General features: G+C 70.5%; 13 protein-coding genes. 9 read left to right on the top strand and 4 right to left on the bottom strand.

Annotated elements, in window-relative coordinates; genetic code table 11:
- The first annotated feature begins 156 nt into the window (after window positions 1-156).
- A complete protein-coding gene (locus ACFVYS_RS06395) occupies window positions 157-3,057 on the top strand; it encodes a vitamin B12-dependent ribonucleotide reductase (protein WP_389499402.1) in 2,901 nt (966 codons plus the stop codon).
- Between the two features lie 131 nt (window positions 3,058-3,188).
- Here the strand turns inward: ACFVYS_RS06395 and ACFVYS_RS06390 are convergent, their stop codons facing one another.
- Window positions 3,189-3,722: a TerD family protein gene (locus ACFVYS_RS06390; protein ID WP_389499400.1), complete on the bottom strand. Its 534-nt coding sequence runs from the start codon at window positions 3,720-3,722 to the stop codon at window positions 3,189-3,191.
- A gap of 155 nt (window positions 3,723-3,877) precedes the next feature.
- On the opposite strand from ACFVYS_RS06390, the gene ACFVYS_RS06385 reads away from it, so the two are divergent.
- From ACFVYS_RS06385 to ACFVYS_RS06375, 3 genes are all read left to right on the top strand, one after another.
- Complete coding sequence (locus ACFVYS_RS06385) at window positions 3,878-4,483, top strand: YdbC family protein (protein WP_389499505.1); 606 nt, start codon at window positions 3,878-3,880, stop codon at window positions 4,481-4,483.
- Window positions 4,484-4,622: 139 nt separating this feature from the next.
- Window positions 4,623-5,282 carry a histidine phosphatase family protein gene (locus tag ACFVYS_RS06380; RefSeq protein ID WP_028806031.1) on the top strand — a complete coding sequence of 220 codons (660 nt, stop codon included), beginning with the start codon at window positions 4,623-4,625 and terminating at the stop codon, window positions 5,280-5,282.
- Window positions 5,283-5,294: 12 nt separating this feature from the next.
- Entirely contained in the window at window positions 5,295-6,215 is a 921-nt protein-coding gene (locus tag ACFVYS_RS06375) for an ADP-ribosylglycohydrolase family protein (RefSeq protein ID WP_389499398.1), read from the top strand.
- Between the two features lie 382 nt (window positions 6,216-6,597).
- On the opposite strand, the gene ACFVYS_RS06370 is transcribed toward ACFVYS_RS06375, so the two are convergent.
- Complete coding sequence (locus tag ACFVYS_RS06370; protein WP_389499396.1) at window positions 6,598-8,145, bottom strand: MFS transporter; 1,548 nt, start codon at window positions 8,143-8,145, stop codon at window positions 6,598-6,600.
- A 204-nt stretch (window positions 8,146-8,349) separates the two neighbouring features.
- Between ACFVYS_RS06370 and ACFVYS_RS06365 the strand changes: the two genes are divergently transcribed.
- The 3 genes from ACFVYS_RS06365 (at window position 8,350) to ACFVYS_RS06355 (ending at window position 10,475) form a co-directional block, all read left to right on the top strand.
- The gene (locus ACFVYS_RS06365) at window positions 8,350-8,973 is read left to right on the top strand and encodes a TetR/AcrR family transcriptional regulator (protein ID WP_389499395.1); all 624 of its coding nucleotides are present in this window, start codon (window positions 8,350-8,352) and stop codon (window positions 8,971-8,973) included.
- Window positions 8,974-9,066: 93 nt separating this feature from the next.
- On the top strand, window positions 9,067-9,768 hold the full coding sequence (locus ACFVYS_RS06360) for a ribonuclease HII (RefSeq protein ID WP_389499393.1): 702 nt from the start codon (window positions 9,067-9,069) through the stop codon (window positions 9,766-9,768).
- Between the two features lie 68 nt (window positions 9,769-9,836).
- Window positions 9,837-10,475: a hypothetical protein gene (locus ACFVYS_RS06355; protein ID WP_389499391.1), complete on the top strand. Its 639-nt coding sequence runs from the start codon at window positions 9,837-9,839 to the stop codon at window positions 10,473-10,475.
- A 206-nt stretch (window positions 10,476-10,681) separates the two neighbouring features.
- Here ACFVYS_RS06355 and ACFVYS_RS06350 read toward each other — a convergent pair whose 3' ends face one another.
- Together ACFVYS_RS06350 and ACFVYS_RS06345 are read right to left on the bottom strand one after the other, a co-directional pair.
- Entirely contained in the window at window positions 10,682-11,302 is a 621-nt protein-coding gene (locus ACFVYS_RS06350; protein ID WP_062651016.1) for a hypothetical protein, read from the bottom strand.
- Between the two features lie 355 nt (window positions 11,303-11,657).
- A complete protein-coding gene (locus tag ACFVYS_RS06345; protein ID WP_389499389.1) occupies window positions 11,658-13,823 on the bottom strand; it encodes a RecQ family ATP-dependent DNA helicase in 2,166 nt (721 codons plus the stop codon).
- 163 nt (window positions 13,824-13,986) lie between these two features.
- Between ACFVYS_RS06345 and ACFVYS_RS06340 the strand changes: the two genes are divergently transcribed.
- Both ACFVYS_RS06340 and ACFVYS_RS06335 read left to right on the top strand, forming a co-directional pair.
- Window positions 13,987-15,840: a DUF4192 domain-containing protein gene (locus ACFVYS_RS06340; RefSeq protein WP_389499387.1), complete on the top strand. Its 1,854-nt coding sequence runs from the start codon at window positions 13,987-13,989 to the stop codon at window positions 15,838-15,840.
- Window positions 15,841-16,561: 721 nt separating this feature from the next.
- A complete protein-coding gene (locus ACFVYS_RS06335; protein ID WP_389499385.1) occupies window positions 16,562-18,481 on the top strand; it encodes a glycogen debranching N-terminal domain-containing protein in 1,920 nt (639 codons plus the stop codon).
- Window positions 18,482-18,545: the final 64 nt, after the last annotated feature.

Genomic DNA, 18,545 nt, shown 5'->3' with positions numbered 1-18,545 from the left:
GGAACCGGGGTTTCGAGTCCGGGAACGGCCGGGCGGCGGCGGACCAAGACCTGCTGTGGGTGATAGCGCGTGGGTGCTCACAGCACGAGACAGAACATCGTGTCACGGGAACAAACGTGGCATTTTAGGGCGTTTTCGCCCGTAGAGGGAGGCGGCATGACAGAGACGGCGAGCGGTCCGGCACGAGGTTCCCGAGCCAAGGGCACCAAGACCACCAAGGGCCTGCGTATCGAGCGCATCCACACGACCCCCGGCGTGCACCCTTACGACGAGGTGGCCTGGGAGCGTCGTGACGTCGTCATGACCAACTGGCGCGACGGCTCGGTCAATTTCGAGCAGCGTGGCGTCGAGTTCCCCGACTTCTGGTCGGTGAACGCGGTCAACATCGTCACCAGTAAGTACTTCCGCGGTGCCGTGGGCACCCCGCAGCGCGAGACCGGCCTCAGGCAGCTGATCGACCGCATCGTGAAGACGTACCGGAAGGCCGGTGAGGACCACAGGTACTTCGCCTCGCCCGCCGACGCCGAGATCTTCGAGCACGAGCTGGCGTACGCCCTCCTGCACCAGATCTTCAGCTTCAACAGCCCCGTCTGGTTCAACGTCGGGACGCCGCAGCCCCAGCAGGTCTCCGCCTGTTTCATCCTGGCCGTCGACGACTCCATGGAGTCGATCCTCGACTGGTACAAGGAAGAGGGCATGATCTTCAAGGGCGGCTCCGGCGCCGGCCTGAACCTCTCCCGCATCCGCTCCTCCAAGGAGCTCCTCTCCTCCGGCGGCAACGCCTCCGGCCCGGTCTCCTTCATGCGTGGTGCCGACGCCTCCGCCGGCACCATCAAGTCCGGTGGCGCCACCCGTCGCGCGGCCAAGATGGTCGTCCTCGACGTGGACCACCCGGATGTCGAGGACTTCATCGCCACCAAGGTGAAGGAGGAGGAGAAGATCCGCGCCCTGCGCGACGCGGGCTTCGACATGGACCTGGGCGGCGACGACATCACGTCCGTCCAGTACCAGAACGCCAACAACAGCGTCCGCGTGAACGACGAGTTCATGACGGCCGTCGAGAACGGCACCGAGTTCGGCCTCCGCGCCCGTATGACCGGCGAGATCATCGAGAAGGTCGACGCCAAGGCGCTGTTCCGCAAGCTCGCCGAGGCCGCGTGGGCCTGTGCCGACCCGGGCATCCAGTACGACGGTGTGATCAACAACTGGCACACCTGCCCCGAGTCCGGCCGGATCACCGCGTCGAACCCGTGCAGCGAGTACATGCACCTGGACAACACGTCCTGCAACCTCGCCTCGCTGAACCTGATGAAGTTCCTCAAGGACGACAGCAAGGGCCACCAGTCCTTCGAGGCCGACCGCTTCCAGAAGGTCGTCGAGCTCGTCATCACCGCGATGGACATCTCCATCTGCTTCGCGGACTTCCCGACCCAGAAGATCGGCGAGAACACGCGCGCGTTCCGCCAGCTCGGCATCGGCTACGCCAACCTCGGCGCTCTGCTGATGGCCACCGGCCATGCGTACGACTCCGACGGCGGCCGCGCGCTGGCCGGCGCCATCACCTCCCTGATGACGGGCACGGCCTACCGCCGCTCCGCCGAACTGGCCTCCGTCGTCGGCACGTACGACGGCTACGCCCGCAACGCCGACGCCCACAACCGCGTCATGAAGCAGCACTCCGACGCCAACGGGACGGCCGTCCGCATGGACGACCTGGACTCCCCGGTCTGGGCCGCCGCCACGGAGGCCTGGCAGGACGTACTGCGACTCGGTGAGAAGAACGGTTTCCGTAACTCCCAGGCGTCCGTGCTCGCCCCGACCGGCACCATCGGTCTGGCGATGTCCTGCGACACCACCGGCGTCGAGCCCGACCTCGCCCTGGTCAAGTTCAAGAAGCTGGTCGGCGGCGGCTCGATGCAGATCGTCAACGGCACCGTCCCGCAGGCCCTGCGCCGCCTGGGTTACCAGGAGGAGCAGATCGAGGCGATCGTCGCCCACATCGCCGACAACGGCAACGTGATCGACGCCCCCAGCCTCAAGCCGGAGCACTACGAGGTGTTCGACTGCGCCATGGGCGAGCGCGCCATCTCCCCGATGGGCCACGTCCGCATGATGGCCGCGATCCAGCCCTGGATCTCCGGTGCCATCTCCAAGACGGTCAACATGCCGGAGACGGCGACCGTCGAGGAGGTCGAGGAGATCTACTTCGAGGCCTGGAAGCTCGGCGTCAAGGCGCTCGCGATCTACCGCGACAACTGCAAGGTCGGTCAGCCCCTCTCCGCGAAGACCAAGGAGAAGGAGAAGACCGAGATCACCGAGAAGGCCGAGGAGACGATCCGCACCGCGGTCGAGAAGGTCATCGAGTACCGCCCGGTCCGCAAGCGTCTGCCCAAGGGCCGGCCCGGCATCACGACCTCCTTCACGGTCGGTGGCGCCGAGGGCTACATGACCGCCAACTCCTACCCGGACGACGGTCTCGGCGAGGTCTTCCTGAAGATGTCCAAGCAGGGTTCGACCCTCGCCGGGATGATGGACGCCTTCTCCATCGCGGTCTCCGTCGGTCTCCAGTACGGCGTGCCGCTGGAGACGTACGTCTCGAAGTTCACCAACATGCGCTTCGAGCCGGCCGGCATGACGGACGACCCGGACGTGCGGATGGCGCAGTCGATCGTCGACTACATCTTCCGCCGCCTGGCGCTCGACTTCCTGCCCTTCGAGACGCGTTCCGCCCTCGGCATCCACTCCGCCGAGGAGCGTCAGCGCCACCTGGAGACCGGTTCGTACGAGCCGACCTTCGAGGAGGAGAACGTGGACGTCGAGGGGCTCGCGCAGTCCGCTCCGCGTCAGACGGACCTGAAGGCCGTGGCCGCTCCCAAGGCCGACGTCGAGGTGGCCGAGCCCGCCCCGAAGCAGGTTCACACCAGCGCCGAGCTGGTGGAGATGCAGCTGGGCATCCAGGCCGACGCCCCGCTGTGCTTCTCCTGCGGTACGAAGATGCAGCGGGCCGGTTCCTGCTACATCTGCGAGGGCTGCGGTTCGACCAGCGGTTGCAGCTGATCCCCGCCGTGCCGGTCAGGTCGCGATGACCTGACAAAGGGCGGTGGAGCCGGTTCCCGGCTCCACCGCCCTCGGTGTTTTCCGGAGGTTCCACCGTCCGCGAGGCGTCGGTGGTGTCGTCCTCCGTGCGTTCAGGAGTGGCGCACCTGGCCCATGGTCCTCGTGAACGTCGCCGGGTCGTCCTCGAAGCCCTGGACGCCGGAGTGGAACGACCACCCGTCGGACGACTCGCGCAGGAACTCCCCGACCGTCGCCGCGGTCGCGCCGAGGACGCCGGCGAAGTCGTCCTCGTCCAGGACCGTGTAGCCCTCCCGTATCCGGAAGGCGGGGTTGAGCACCCCGACGAACGTCCGGTGCTCCGGGTTCTGCTGGATGACGACACCGACGACCACGCGCGCGTACCGCGCGTCCAGGCGATCGAGCTCCAGCGTCATCACCTCGTCCCAGCCGAAGCCCTTGCCGTCCTTGCTGTCCCGGTTGAGGTAGATCGTTCCGTCGGGGGAGCGACTGTCGAAGTGCACCACATAGGCAGGGGCGCCATGCGGATCGCTCTCCAGGTAGGTCGCGGCCACGATGTCCAGATCGGTGGGTGGCTGACCCGCCGGACTCGGGTCCCACTTCAGCGCCATCTCGACCTTGCGGATTCCCTTGTTGAGGCCGCTCACCGGATTCCCCTCCCCGTTTCCCCGTCTGATATCGCCCCGAACCCGCCGACTCTCAGGGCCGGTTGCCCATCCTGCCACGCGCGTGTGCGCCGTCGCAGCGTCCCTCTGTGAACGAGGGTGACCAACGCCACGCCCACTGGCCGTACGATGGCGCGGTGCTGGTCAAGTGGATTCGCTGCACCGTGGTGGACCGCCGCGGTTTCGAACGGGGACAGCGAAAGTGGGCGGGGCTTCTGGGGGAGCCGGGGTTCCGGGGGCAGGGCGGGGGCTGGAGCAGGGGGCGGCCCTCCGTCGCGCATGTCTTCGCGTTCTGGGAGAGCCGCGCCTTCTACGACTCCTTCATGGCGCGTTCCCATGACCGGCTGGCGGCGGCTCAGTCGGGCACCTTCAAGGACGCCCAGGTGCGGCTGTTCGACTACCGCTTCGACGTGAAGACGGGCTTCGAGCCGCGCTTCACCGACTCCGACCTGCTGCGGGTGGCTCTCTGCCGGGTCCACGAGGAACGCGCCGAGCACTTCACCCTCATGCAGGAGAAGGTATGGAACCCCGCCATGGCCGGCTCGCCCGGCATGATCCGGGGGCTGTTCGCCGAGGCGCCCGGGCACGAGTTCATGGTGCTCTCGATGTGGCGCTCGGCGGCCGAACACGGAAAGTACCGAACCGAACGCGTGGAGCGGCTCGCGCTGCGCGCCCAGACGGAGGCGGACATATCCGCCCTTACCGGTGGCATCGTCGAACTCGAATCGACCTGGACGGTTTGAGAACCGGACTCACCGGCGGACGCGTCGGACTCGCCGATCGTGTGCTGTACGCGCTTTCTGTTGCGGGATTTGTGTGACCTACGCTGTATGAAGGCCGTACGAGTGCTCAGTCGGCCGTCACCCGATCTAGGGTTTTGGCATGGCACGACCACGGCGCATCGTCCTTGTCCGGCACGGGGAGTCAACGGGCAATGTTGATGACACCGTCTACGAGCGTGAACCCGACCATGCACTGGCCCTGACCGAGCGAGGCTGGCAGCAGGCGGAGGAGACGGGAAAGACCCTGCGGGAGGTGTTCGGCCACGAGCGGGTCAGCGTGTACGTCTCCCCCTACCGGCGTACGCATGAGACCCTCCGGGCCTTCCACCTGGACCCCGAGCTCATACGGGCACGCGAAGAGCCCCGGCTGCGCGAGCAGGACTGGGGGAACTGGCAGGACCGCGACGACGTACGGTTGCAGAAGACCTACCGGGACGCCTACGGGCACTTCTTCTACCGTTTCGCCCAGGGCGAGAGCGGCGCCGACGTCTACGACCGGGTCGGCGGCTTCCTGGAGAGCCTCTTCCGCAGCTTCGAGGCCCCCGACCACCCGCCGAACGTGCTCATCGTGACCCACGGCCTCGCGATGCGGCTGTTCTGCATGCGCTGGTTCCACTGGACGGTCGCGGAATTCGAGTCCCTCGCGAATCCGGGGAACGCCGAGATGCGGATGCTCGTTCTCGGGGACGACGACAGGTACACGCTCGACCGGCCCTTCAATCGCTGGCGAGATCCGGAACCGTACGGGATCACCGGATAGAGTGGCAAAGCGATGACCGCTGACTCCTCTCCCGACCGGCGCCTGGAGCGCGCGCTGGCCAGCCTGCGTGGCCTCGCCCTGGGTGACGCGCTGGGCTCACAGTTCTTCGTGCCGGTGAACTATCCGCTGCTCCAACGCCGCGCGCTGCCGCCCGGCCCCTGGCAGTGGACCGACGACACCGAGATGGCCTGCTCCGTCGTGGCCGTCCTGGCCGCCCACCACCGCATCGACCAGGACGCGCTGGCGCAGTCCTTCGCGGGGCACCACGACTTCGACCGCGGGTACGGTCCCGCGGTCAACCGGCTGCTGAGGCTGGTCAGGGAGGGCTCCGACTGGCGTGAGCTGTCGGCCGCCCTGTTCAACGGGCAGGGGTCCTGGGGCAACGGCGCCGCCATGCGCGTCGCCCCGCTGGGAGCCTGGTACGCGGACGATCCCGAGCAGGCGACCCACCAGGCGGAGATCTCCGCCTACCCCACGCATCAGCACCGGGAGGCCGTCGTCGGGGCCATGGCCGTCGCCGCGGCCGCCGCGCTGGTCGGCGCCCCGGGAGGGCCGCCGAGTGCCGAGGCGCTTCTGGACGGCGTCGTCGCCCTCGTTCCGAAGAGCGCCGTCGGTGCCGGCCTGCGGCGGGCCAGGGACATGCTCGACTACGCCGACGCGGCCACCGTCGCGGCGGTGCTGGGCTGCGGGAGGCGGACGTCGGCCCACGACACCGTCCCCTTCGCGGTCTGGTCGGCGGCGCGCGCCCTCGGTGACTATGAGACGGCGTTCTGGACCACCGCGCAGGTGGGCGGCGATGTCGACACGACCTGCGCCATCGTGGGCGGAATACTCGCCTCCGGTGAGGCGGGGACTCCTCCGGAGGCGTGGACACGGCAGGTGGAAGCGCTGCCTGGGTGGATGCCGGAGCGGCACGTGGTGCCAGAAGCCTGAAGGCGACCGGCTGATGCCTGACGCCTGATGCCTGACGTTTGCGGGCTGTCGGCGGTCGGCGGTCGGCGGTCGTCGTATGGCGGCTCACCGTGCTTCTGTGTCGTCACGCTGGGTGAGGCGGCACGGGAGTCTTTGGGAACTTTCGGTACCTGACGGGAACTCTGCGTGACTGCCCAGGTGTTCTTCGGACATCCGCTGTGCGACGTGTGCGCGCAGGTCGGCGGGCGACCGTGGGACGACAGAGGGGGTGCACGTGCGGTTCGACCTGTTGGCGATCATGTCGTCGGTACCGAGAGGCCGTGCGGGCCGACCCGGGAGCGGTGGACGCGCCTTCGTCGGGACAGGCGGTGACACTCCCGGGTCGGTCGGCAGCGTTGTTCCATCAGCCGGCCATGGGGCCCGCCGTGCCCGACAGTGCCTCCAGATCGCTCTTCTGGACACGGATGACGAACCAGGCCGTCACCAGAGCGAGTACGGCCATCGCGGCGGCCGGGACGAAGGCCGTCGAGATGCCGTGAGCGAGTACGTCATGCCCCCAGGGAGCGGGCAGCTGGTGCGTCTTGGCGAACTCGGCCTTCTGCTCCGGGGTTCCCTCCGTGAGGAACTTCGGCAGCTGCTTCTCCGCCTCGTCCTTGCTGGCCGTACCGAAGACGGTCGTCAGGATGGACAGGCCGAGCGAACCTCCCACCTGCTGCGTGGCGTTGAGCAGACCGGACGCGGCGCCCGCTTCGTGCGGGGAGACACCCGAGACAGCGGTGACCGTGACCGTCACGAAGTTCAGTCCCATGCCGAAGCCGAAGACCACCATCGGCCCGAGCACTCCGCCGACGTAGGAGCTGTCGGGGCTGATGAAGGCCTGCCAGGTGAGGCCGACCGCCACCAGAGCGGAACCGACGAGCATGAACGGCTTGGGGCCGACGGTGGGCAGGAAGCGCTGCGACAGGCCCGCGCCCGCGGCGATGGCGACCGTGACGGGGAGGAAGGCGAGACCCGCCTTGATCGGGCTGTAGCCCAGCACGTTCTGCACGAAGAGCACGATGTAGAAGAACATGCCGAACATGGCCGCAGCGAGGCTCAGCATGATCACGTACGTACCGGAGCGGTTGCGGTCGGCGAACATCTTCAGCGGAGTGATGGGCTCCTTGGCCCGGGACTCCGTGAACACGAAGGCGACCAGCAGGACCAGTGCGACCGCGAAGGCGCCGACGGTCAGACCGTCCCGCCAGCCTTCCTCCGCCGCCCGGATGAACGCGTAGACCAGGGAGGCCATGCCGAGCGTCGAGGTCAGCGCGCCGGCTATGTCGAAGCGTCCTGGATGGCGTTCGGACTCGCTGATGTAGAGCGGCGTGACGAAGGCGATGAGCACGCCGATGGGCACGTTGACGAACAGCACCCAGCGCCAGTCGAGCCACTCGGTGAGCATGCCGCCCGCGAGCAGGCCGATGGCGCCGCCGCCCGCGGAGACCGCGGCGAATACACCGAAGGCCCGGTTCCGCTCCGGCCCCTCGGGGAACGTGGTGGTGATGAGCGCCAGCGAGGTGGGCGACGCGATGGCGCCTCCCACGCCCTGAAGGGCGCGTGCGGCGAGCAACTGCCAGGGTTCCTGAGCCAGTCCGCCCAGAAGGGAGGCGAAGGTGAAGAGCAGGATGCCGGCCATGAACACTCGTCGCCGGCCGAGGATGTCACCCGCTCTGGCGCCGAGCAGCAGCAGGCCGCCGAAGGTGAGCGTGTAGGCGCTGACCACCCAGGTGAGATCGGTGGTGCTGAACTTGAGCGAGTCTTGAATGTGCGGAAGCGCGATGTTCACAATCGTCGCGTCGAGTACCACCATGAGTTGGCAGGCCGCGATCACGGTGAGCGCAATACCGGGATGTCCCTCCCGGCGGGCCGCCCCGGGTTTCTGGTTCTGAGTCAGCTGAGAGGTTGTCACTATGAGTCCCCCACAAGAGCATTAGTGAACGATGGCGTTCACTGGCCCGTCAACGGTAGTGAGTCCTTCGTAGTGAACGCAAGCGTTCACTCGCGGCGTCGCCTCTCGGCGTGTCCCCCGTCGCGGTCGCACGGAGCCTCGCTCCACCTGTTGATCCCCGCTCCCCCCTGATCCCCGCTTCCTCTGCTCGCTGGAGACACCTGGATGGTTACTTCGCGCTGGACGGCCGCCCCCGCTCGGGCGTCCTCTCCCCGCCGGCGCGGCGCCGTGCTCGAACGTGCGATTCTCGATGCCACGCTGGAGCAGTTGGGCACCGTCGGCTGGAACGGCCTCACGATGGAAGGGGTGGCGGCCGGCGCCCAGACCGGCAAGGCCGCCGTCTATCGCCGCTGGCCCTCCAAGGAGGCCCTCGTCACGGACGCCCTACGGGCCGGATTGCCCCGGCTGGACGCCGTACCCGATCTGGGCAGCGTGCGTGCGGATCTGATGGCGCTGTGCCGTGACGCGCGTGACGCCATGTTTTCCCGCCCGGGTTTCGCGTTGCGTTCGATCATTCACGAATGCGATCCGATTCAGGGCGAGCGCTTCCATGCCCTGATCATCGATGGAGTGGTGGAGCCAACCGTGAAACTGCTGCATGCGGTCGTCACGCGTGGAATCGAGAGGGGGGAGGTGCGGTCCGACGCGGCGAACAGCTACGTGTTCGATGTCATTCCGGCCATGATGATGTATCGATCGAAGATGTGCGGATGCGAATGGGATGACGGCGAGCTCGACGAGATGATCGACCGGCTCATGCTGCCGCTGCTGCGACCGGACCTGCCCTGAGCACGGATTCGGCGCCCTTGCGATCGGTCGGCGGGGGCCCGGTGCCGCCCGGGGTGTCGCGACGGGATCCCGGCGGCGTAATCTAAGGGCGCCATGCCGTACGAACCACCCACTCACACCGTCGAGCGCTCCCTCCGCGCCACGACCGGAGCGAAGGTCATCGCCGGTGTCGACGAGGTGGGCCGCGGTGCCTGGGCCGGACCCGTCACCGTCTGCGCGGCCGTCACCGGACTCCGTCGACCCCCCGTAGGCCTCACCGATTCCAAACTGCTCACCGTCAAGCGGCGTAACGAGCTCTCCCGGGAGCTGCTGACGTGGGTGACCTCGCATGCCTTGGGTCACGCCTCCCCGGAGGAGATCGACGACCTGGGGATGACCGCCGCGCTCCGGCTGGCAGCCGGGCGGGCCCTGGAGGCCCTCCCGATCCGCCCGGACGCGGTGATCCTCGACGGGAAGCACGACTATCTCGGCGCCCCGTGGCGGGTCCGTACGGTGATCAAGGGCGACCAGTCCTGTGTGGCGGTCGCGGCGGCCTCGGTGATCGCCAAGGTCCAGCGCGACAAAATGATGGCCGAACTGGGTGTCGACCATGCAGACTTCGGTTTTGCGGACAATGCCGGGTATCCGTCGCCCGTGCACAAGGCCGCACTGGAGGAGCGGGGACCCACTCCGTTCCACCGGTTGTCGTGGGCGTATCTTGATGCGCTGCCCCAGTGGCGGCACCTCAAGAAGGCCCGTACCTGGGCGAACGGGAGCGTTCCGGGAGTCGAAGGTCAACTCGGCTTCGACTTCTGACGATTCCGGTCGCACTGATGTGCCACCCGCTGGCGCTTGCCGTACCAGCGTTTGATAAATAACAGCTCATGCCTCTCATTCCCCAGGAGCCTCAGATTCACGAGAGTGCCCAGGGTCCCCGCGCCACTCCGGCCAGCGGCCGCACAGCGCCGACCCCTCGACCTGTACCCGGACCCCGTCCCGCGGCTCCGTCGCGTCCCGGTCGTCCCGGACCCGTCCGGCCCACCCCACCGGCGCAACGCGCGCCGCGTGACGCGGCCGCCAAGCCCGGGCCCTCGGCCCCGGCCGCCCCTGCCGTCGCCGCGCCCGTTTCGGTGACTCCCCAGGTCCAGTTGATCCCGGCCTCGGCCGAGGGGGCGCTGGACGCCGCCGAGGAGGCCGTGGACCTCCTCCTGGACTCGGGTCGTACTCCGGGGGAAGTGCTGGTGGTCACCACCGGCGAGCAGCACCCGTGGGCCACCCATGAACTGTCCTTCGGCGAGGCGCCCTACTGGGCGCAGCACGACGCGGGAGACGACGTCTTCTACGCCGATGCCGCAGTGCTCGACCGGGCGGGCGTGCGTCCCGTCGTCGTGGTCGCCGTCAACGGCGGACCCGACACCGTGGCCGCCACCGTTCTGCCGCTGGCCCGCACTCGGGCCGCCGGCCTGCTGATCGTCTGTGGCGACCCGCAGCAGATCAATGCCGCGCTGGGCGCCGGCGTCTGAGCCGACCCCGGTAGGCCGGTAGGCGCCGGGGTCGCGGAGGCGTCGCTCGCGCGGCGTCTCCGTGCCGTGTGTGCGCCGGCGGTACGGCCTTGCGCGTGCCGGACGGTCCAGGTCTCGGCGCGCGACGATGCAGGTCGGCCCCCGGGAGGTTTGCGCCTCCCGGGGGCCGATGTTCTTGCGGGCTCTTTCGGCCGCCTGGCCGTCTCTCAGCGGGCCGCCGCGCGACGGAGTACCTCCGAGGCGGCGCCGCCCGTTCGGGGCAGCGGTGGTGGGGCCTCGGACAGGGCGAAGGGTTCCGGAGTCGAATCGGCGTGCGGCCGACGGCCTCCGCGACCCTCGCCGAGGACCTGCCAGCCGTCCCGGGTGAGAGTGATGTACGCCCCACAGCGCAACCCGTGCAACGTGCAGGCATCGCGCAGACCCCACATCCACGCCCCGTCCTCCTCCGTCCAGCGCGCGTCGCCGTCCCGGCAGTAGAGGAGCACGGCGGTGCGCACGGGCGTGCGCAGCCGCAGGTCGTGCGGGATGACCCGGCGCAACTGGGCGAGCAGGGCGTTGCGGAACATCCAGCCGTCGGTCGACGCCTGGCGCCGGGTGAACGAGGCGCTGGCCCGCACCCGTTCGTCCGGGTCGAGCACGGCCACGATCGCGGTGGCCGGCCGTGGCCGGTGCCGCGAGTGCAGTCCGCTGACGACTTCCCGCGGGTTGCGCAGCAGCGGGATGCCGGCCGCTGCCCATTCGGCGGGCTCGAGCAAGCGGGTGGCGGAGGTGGCGGACGTGGACGTCGACAACGATGCCGCCGAGGACGGAGCGAATCCGAAGGTCACGATCCTCCCTTCGGCTACGGCCCACACTGCGGGCGGGTCGGATTCGGGGGAGCGCACGCCGCAGCAGAGCCCTACCGGACTACGGGCAAGCCGTGCGGGGAGCGGAGCTCAATTCTTCCTGTCGAACTTGGATGCGGCAACGAGCAATTGGGGCCACCGACCGTTATCTGACGATGAGTGACTTATATCCTTACCCAGTGATTCTCGGAAGGACACGTGAGCCGGCAGCTCACGCCTTGTGAGTGCTTCCGAGGCAGCGGATTCGACGGGCAGCCACCCCGGCACACCGGCGCAGAAGCGCCACCGGAAGGTGGCCGGGACGCTCGGGGCGGGCTTCGGCGGTCGCAACCAGTGGTCAGCCTTGCACGGCCAGTACCAGTGGCAACACCCCTTGCGCGCCCGCGCGACGGAGCATCCGGGCCGCGACCGCGAGGGTCCAGCCCGTCTCGGTGTAGTCGTCCACGAGCAGCACGGGCCCTGGGGCCTCGGCGAGCGCGGCGGCGAGGGCGGGCGGCACCTCCAGCATGCCGTGGAGCGCCTTGAGGCGTTGGGCGCTGTTGCTCCGCGAGATCGGCGGGGCGTCAGCGGTGTACTCCACCGAGCCCAGGAGCGGCAGTCGGCCGACTTCGGCGATGCGCGCACCCAGGGAGTGGATCAACCGCGGTCGGGTGCGGGAGGCGATGGTCACCACGCCGACCGGGCGCGGCGAGGCGTCGGCCACCGCGGAGGCCCAACCGCCGGGACCCTTCGCCCAGTCGGCCAGCACCCCCACCACGGCCCGCGCCACATCGTCCGGAACCGGCTCGTCGGAAGCCTGGGCAGTGAACATCGGGCGCAGCCGGTTGCCCCAGCCGATGTCGGAGAGGCGCCCCAACGCGCGCCCGGTCGAAGCCTGTTCACCGGCCGGAATGCGCCCCTTGAGTTCCACGCCGATCGCCGGTAGGCCGGTCGGCCACATCCGGCGGGGCTCCACCTCGACGCCCGCGCGGCCCAGGTCCACCCGCGCGGCGTCCAGCGCGGCCGTGGACGTCTCGGCGGTGTAGCGCGCCCCCGCGCAGTTGTCGCAGCGGCCGCAGGGCTTGGCGCCCTCGTCGTCGAGCTGACGCTGCAGGAACTCCATCCGGCAGTCCGTCGTCGACGCGTACTGCCGCATCGCCTCCTGCTCGGCCTTGCGCTGCCGGGCGACCCACTCGTACCGCTCGGTCTCGTACCTCCACGGCTGCCCGGTCGCGAGCCAGCCGCCCTTGACCCGTTGGACCGCTCCGTCCACGTCGAGGACCTTGAGCATGGTCTCCAGGCGGGAGCGGCGCAGCTCCACCAAGGGCTCCAGGGCGGGCAGCGACACGGGCCGCTCCGCGCGCGCGAGGACATCCAGGGTGCGGCGTACGAGCTCCTCCGAGGGGAAGGCGAGCGACGCGAAGTACTCCCAGATCGCCTCGTCCTCCTTCCCCGGCAGCAGGAGCACCTCCGCGTGCTCCACCCCGCGACCGGCGCGGCCCACCTGCTGGTAGTACGCGATGGGGGAGGAGGGCGAGCCCAGGTGCACGACGAATCCGAGGTCGGGCTTGTCGAAGCCCATGCCGAGCGCGGAGGTGGCCACCAGCGCCTTGACCTTGTTGGCCAGCAGGTCCTCCTCGGCCTGCTGCCGGTCGGCGTTCTCCGTGCGCCCGGTGTACGAGGCGACGATGTGGCCGCGCTGGCGGAGGAAGGCGGTGACCTCCTCGGCCGCGGCGACGGTGAGGGTGTAGACGATGCCGGAGCCGGGCAGGTCGTCGAAGTGATCGGCGAGCCACGCCATCCGGTGCGCCGCGTCGGGCAGCCGCAGCACGTTCAGGCTGAGGCTCTCGCGGTCCAGCGGGCCGCGCAGCACCAGGGCGTCCGAGGTGCCACCGGTGCCGAGCTGTTCGGCGACATCGGACGTCACGCGCGCATTGGCGGTCGCGGTCGTCGCGAGCACCGGTACGCCGGGCGGGAGATCGGTGAGCATGGTCCGCAACCGACGGTAGTCCGGGCGGAAGTCGTGGCCCCAGTCGGAGATGCAGTGGGCCTCGTCGACCACGAGCAGCCCGGTCGCGGCGGCCAGCGCGGGCAGTACCTCGTCACGGAAATCAGGGTTGTTGAGCCGCTCCGGGCTGACCAGCAGGACGTCGACCTCGCCGGCGGCGATCTCGGCCTGCACGGTGGCCCACTCCTCGGTGTTCGAGGAGTTGATGGTCCGTGCGTGGATACCGGCCCGGGCCGCGGCCTCGACCTGGTTGCGCATCAGGGCCAGCAGCGGGGAGACGATCACCGTGGGGCCGGAACCGCGGGCGCGGAGCAGCGAGGTCGCCACGAAATAGACGGCGGACTTGCCCCACCCCGTCCGCTGCACCACCAGGGCCCGGCGCCGGTCCGCGACCAGCGCCTCGATCGCCCGCCACTGGTCCTCGCGCAGCCTGGCCACGCCCGTGGCGTCGCCGACGAGGCGGGCGAGGACGGCGTCGGCGTCGGCCCGGAGATCCGCGTTGTTCGTGTGCTCCATGCCCCCATACAACAGGACGGCGCTGACAATCCGGTCGGTGGCGGGTGGGGGCAGGGCGTCGCCCGACGGTGCCGCGGTCCCTCCGCCCGGATGTCTGACGTGCCCCTGACCGTACTTATCCACAGGCCAACCGGAATCTCGTGATCCGCGAGATCGTCAGCGCATGACGAATCACAGCGAAACCACTGGATCCTCCGAAAACGGCGACATCACCGGACGGGACGGACGCGAGCACCCGGCCCGGTCCGGCCGCACGGTGTTCGAGGGAGACGTCGGGTACGGCGCAAGTCCCGCCGACCACCAGGTCACCCTGCGGACTCCGGCGGAGCTGGCCGACGCCCTGCCCTACCTGCTCGGGTACCGACCGGAGGACAGCATCGTCCTGGTCGCCCTGCACGACCGCGGCGGACGAGGCCGGTTCGGCGGCCGGGCCCGGCTCGGCATTCCCGCGAACCCGGACGACTGGGGAGCCGTCGCCCAGCAGTTGACGCAAGGGCTGGTGAAGGGCAGCGAACGCCGGGGCACCCGTCCCGCGAGCATGGTCGCCTACCTCTGCCAGGAGCCGGGGAAGGGGGAGACAGGCCGTCAGGTCATGGAACGGCTCCAACCGCTGGCCCACCGACTGCGTCTCGAGTGCGGCCGCCTCGACGTCCCCGTGATCGAGGCGCTCTGTATCGCCGACGGTCGGTTCTGGTCGTACTGCTGCGGCGGCAAGGGCTGCTGCCCGGTCGAAGGGGTGGCGATGGGCCTGCCCGGCACCTCTGTGCTGGCCGCGGCCGCGACCTACGCGGGCATCCAGGTCCGGGGCACCCTGCGCGAGCTGCGTGCCCGACTGCTGCCCCTGGAGACCGGTGCCGCACTGGAGCAGGAGATCGCCCTGGACACCGCAGGCATGGCGCTCGTCCCGAGGATCCTCGACGAGGCGAGTCGCGCGGCGGTGGCCGAGGAGACGCTGGACCTGGCCGGGCGGGTTGTGCGCCGCCTCGCCGAGGCGCCCGTCGTGCCGGGCGCTCTCCTGGCGGACCGCCACGACGACGAACTGCTCGGATTCGACGAAGCCGCAGCTTTGATTCTCGGCCTGCAGGACCGGGTGACGCGTGACCGGGCGGCGGGGTGGATGGAGGGCGACGAGGCGGCCCCCGCCCTGCGTCTCTGGCGCGCCCTGGCACGACGCTGCGTCGGACCGTACGGCGAGCACGCGGCGGCGCCCCTCACCCTCGCCGGCTGGGTCGCCTGGTCCACCGGCGATGAACTCGAGGCAAGGGAGGCCCTCGCCATGGCCCTGGGTGCGGATCCGGACTATCTGTTCGCCCGCCTGCTGCACCAGGCCTGCAACGAGGGCCTCGACCCCGAGTCGGTACGACGCTGTCTGCGAGCCGAGCGCGAGGAAAGCGGGCTGCCCACGGCCGCGGAGACGCCTGACAAGTCGGCCGAGGGCTTGGAGGGCCCAGAGGACCCGGGCGGAACGGAGTTCCCCGCAGGCCTGTGCGGTGCAGAGAGGGGAGAGGCGTCCACCGGCCTCCGGTGTCCAGACGGGGAGAGTCACCCCGGCGAGGGAAGCCGCCCCGAGCAGGGGAGCCGCTCCGGCGAAGAAGAGCGGTCCGGCGAGCTGAATGACGCGGACGGCTCCGGCGAAGCCGAGAACGAGGACCGGCCCGGCGCAGTGAAGGGCCACACGTCCGGCGGACTCCCGCACACTCCAGCCACGTGCGCATCGGAGCCTGTGCCGGTACCCGCCTCCACAACTGCTCGCAGGCGCCGCCGGGTCCGCCCAACCGGTACCGGCGCGGTCCACGCACAGGCTGCGGCCGGAGCGGAAGGCGGCCAGGAACCGGAACCCGCGCGAGGAGCGGACGAGCTTCGCGCGCGTACACCGAGGCCGCATGTCACGCGCCCTGCCGCGCCGAGCCGAGGAGGATCCCGAACCCGCCCTGTGGGGAAGGCCTCCGCGCGGCGCCGCGACGACGGCCCGCAAGTCACGCTGTCCGACAGCGACGACACGACGGGGCAGGGATGACGTCAGTTCCGCCGCTGTGGTGAAGGAGGTGCTGCTGCGTGGGCAGGCCGGCGATGACCGAGGCAGAGTCGACGGACTGCCCCGACCTGACCGGTGAACGCCTGTGCCCGGACACCACACCCCGCCCAAGCGGCTCAGGCGTGGTCTCGAAGTCGGCTCGGCAGGCTCCGAAGCCGGCCCCGTCCGTCCGGATCCGGCGGCCATTCGGTGGGGCCTGCGGCCCAGGGGCGTGACCTGGGGGAGTCCCGCCCCGTTCACCTGAGTGGCGGAACGACCGCACCGGTCGTGCCGCCGAAGCGCACCCGCCCTGCCGGAGCCGTCCACCCGGCCTCGACCATGCCCGAGGCGCACAGAGAGCAGAAGAAGTCACCGCATGCATCAGCCGACTCCGCCCTCAGCCGCCGACGAACGCTCCAGCTACGACAACTCGACGCCGGTCCCCGGTGCGGGAACCGACCCACCGCTCGCGGACGGGCCAGGTCCGCAACGGGCCGGACTTCGAGACGCGGGCCGGCGCACCTCACCACCCGCTCCGCCCATCGGGCCGGCGGGAGGCCCGCGCCCGTCCCCCGGTCCGGGCATCCGTGGCACGTCCGCCTTCCCATCGACGCCCGCCGGCACAGCACGCCGCCCGCCGCCGTCCTCGTCCCGAGGCGCCGGACCTCCGCCCGGTACACCCTCCCAGCCTCGCTCGGTCGGCCTGCCCCCCGCCCACACGGCGATGATCTGCGTCGCCCTGCCGGGCCTCGCCATCTCGACGGATCAGGGGCAGCTGACGGGACACGGGCTGGAGGGGTTCTACCGGGCCGGCCGGCGCACCCTGTCCCGTTGCCAGGTGCGAGTGGCGGGACGTGAACCGCTGGCGGTCCAGGCCCGGATGACCTCGGCCGACCGGGTCCGTTTCGTCGGCACGCTCCGTGTGACACCGCACGGCGGCCCGGACCCGGACATCGTCGTCGAGCGGACCCGTTCCGCGGACGGCACGGAACTGATCACGCTGCACAGTGCCGCCGTCCGGCCGCTGCGCCTCCCGGTCGAGGTGGCGCTCGGCACCGATCTGGCCGACCTGGGGGCGATCGCGTCCGGCACCGTGGGGCCCGAACTCGCCGCCACCGTCCACGATTCCGGCCTGCGGTGGTCCTGTGCCGCCGGGGCCTCGAGCGTCACGGCCGACCCGCCCCCGGCCGACGCGATTGCCTCCGCGGGACTGCTGCGCTGGGACTTCGAGGTGCCTCCCGGCGGAACCGTCCGTGTGGAGCTGAGGGTCCGCCTGGACGGTGCGGGACCGGTCCGAGCCGTGGGGCGGGCGGCCACGAGCCCGTTGGCCACGGCCCAGGCGACGGGCGACGATCCACGCGTCCGGGCGCTCCTGGCGACGAGCGTCGCGGATCTGCAGGCCCTGTTGGTGCGAGACCCCGCGCATCCCGCTGACACCCACCTCGCTGCGGGGGCGCCGTGGCGCTGCGGCCTGGCCCCGGCGGACGCGCTTGCCGCAGCCCGCATGACCCTGCCGCTCGGGACCCGCCTCGCCGCCGGCACGCTGCGCACCCTGGCCCGTACACAGATCACGGCTCCGGGGCCACGGTGCGGCATGATCCCCGGCCCTCGTCGCGACGCGGGCGCGCACCTTCCGCCGGGATGCACGGGCACCGAGGCCACACTGCTCTTCCCGGTGCTCCTCGCGGAGGCCCGCCGATGGGGCCTGCCCGACCACGACACGGAGGAACTGCTTCCGGCGGCCGAGCGCTGCCTGACCTGGCTGCGTGCCGCGGTCGGCGAGGGACCCTACCTGAGCGATCCCCAGCCCAGCGGGCCCGTCCGCTGCGAGACACAGGCCCACGCCCACCGGGCCGCACTGCTCGGCGCCGACCTGCTCGAAGCCTGCGGCAGACCGGGCGGGGACGGGCTTCGGGAGTGGTCCCGGAAACTGCGCGCCACCTTCCGGCGGGACTTCTGGATCGACGACCCCGGAGGCGGTCGCCCCGCGGCCGCCCGTACCCCGGACGGGCGGCCTCTGCCCCACCTCTGCGCGACGGCCGTCCACCTGCTCGACACCGGGTTGCTGGGCGGCGGCACCCACGCTCCGGGGCTGCTGGACCGGGTGCAGACCGAACAGCTGGCCCGGCTGCTCGGCAGCCCCGTCATGGACTCGGGCTGGGGGCTCCGTGGCCTCGGTGCGAAGGAGATCGGCTACAACCCCTTCGGCCACCGCAGCGGTGCCGTCCGGGTCCACGAAACGGCGATCGCCGTCGCCGGCCTGGCCGCCGCGGGCTACGAGACGGAGGGTGCCGCACTGCTGCGCGGTGTACTGACGGCGGCCGAGGCCTTCGGGCACCGCCTCCCGGAGATGTACGCGGGGGAGCAACGCGGTGACGGGACGGCCCCGCTTCCCCATCCGGCCGCCTGTCGTCCCGCGGCCACCGCGGCGGCGGCCGGTGTCCTGTTGCTGACCACCCTGGCCGGCGTCCGGCCCGACGCTCCGGCCGGAACCGTCACGCTGCGCCCCCTGCGTGGCGCGCCCCTGGGGGAGATCGGCCTGACCGGGCTGCGGGTCGCCGGCGCCCCCTTCTCCGTACGGGTCAGTCGACTCGGCCTCGCCATGGTGGAGGAAGCGGCCGACGGCCTCCAATTGGGAGTCTGACCTCGTACGACGCAGCTCCGGACGCCGGCCCGGGTGGCCGACGACGGCTGCGCGGTACCGAAGT

The sequence above is a fragment of the Streptomyces sp. NPDC058295 genome (assembly GCF_042880655.1).
Classification (GTDB): domain Bacteria; phylum Actinomycetota; class Actinomycetes; order Streptomycetales; family Streptomycetaceae; genus Streptomyces; species Streptomyces coriariae.
This window is presented reverse-complemented; position numbering and strand designations above follow the sequence as displayed.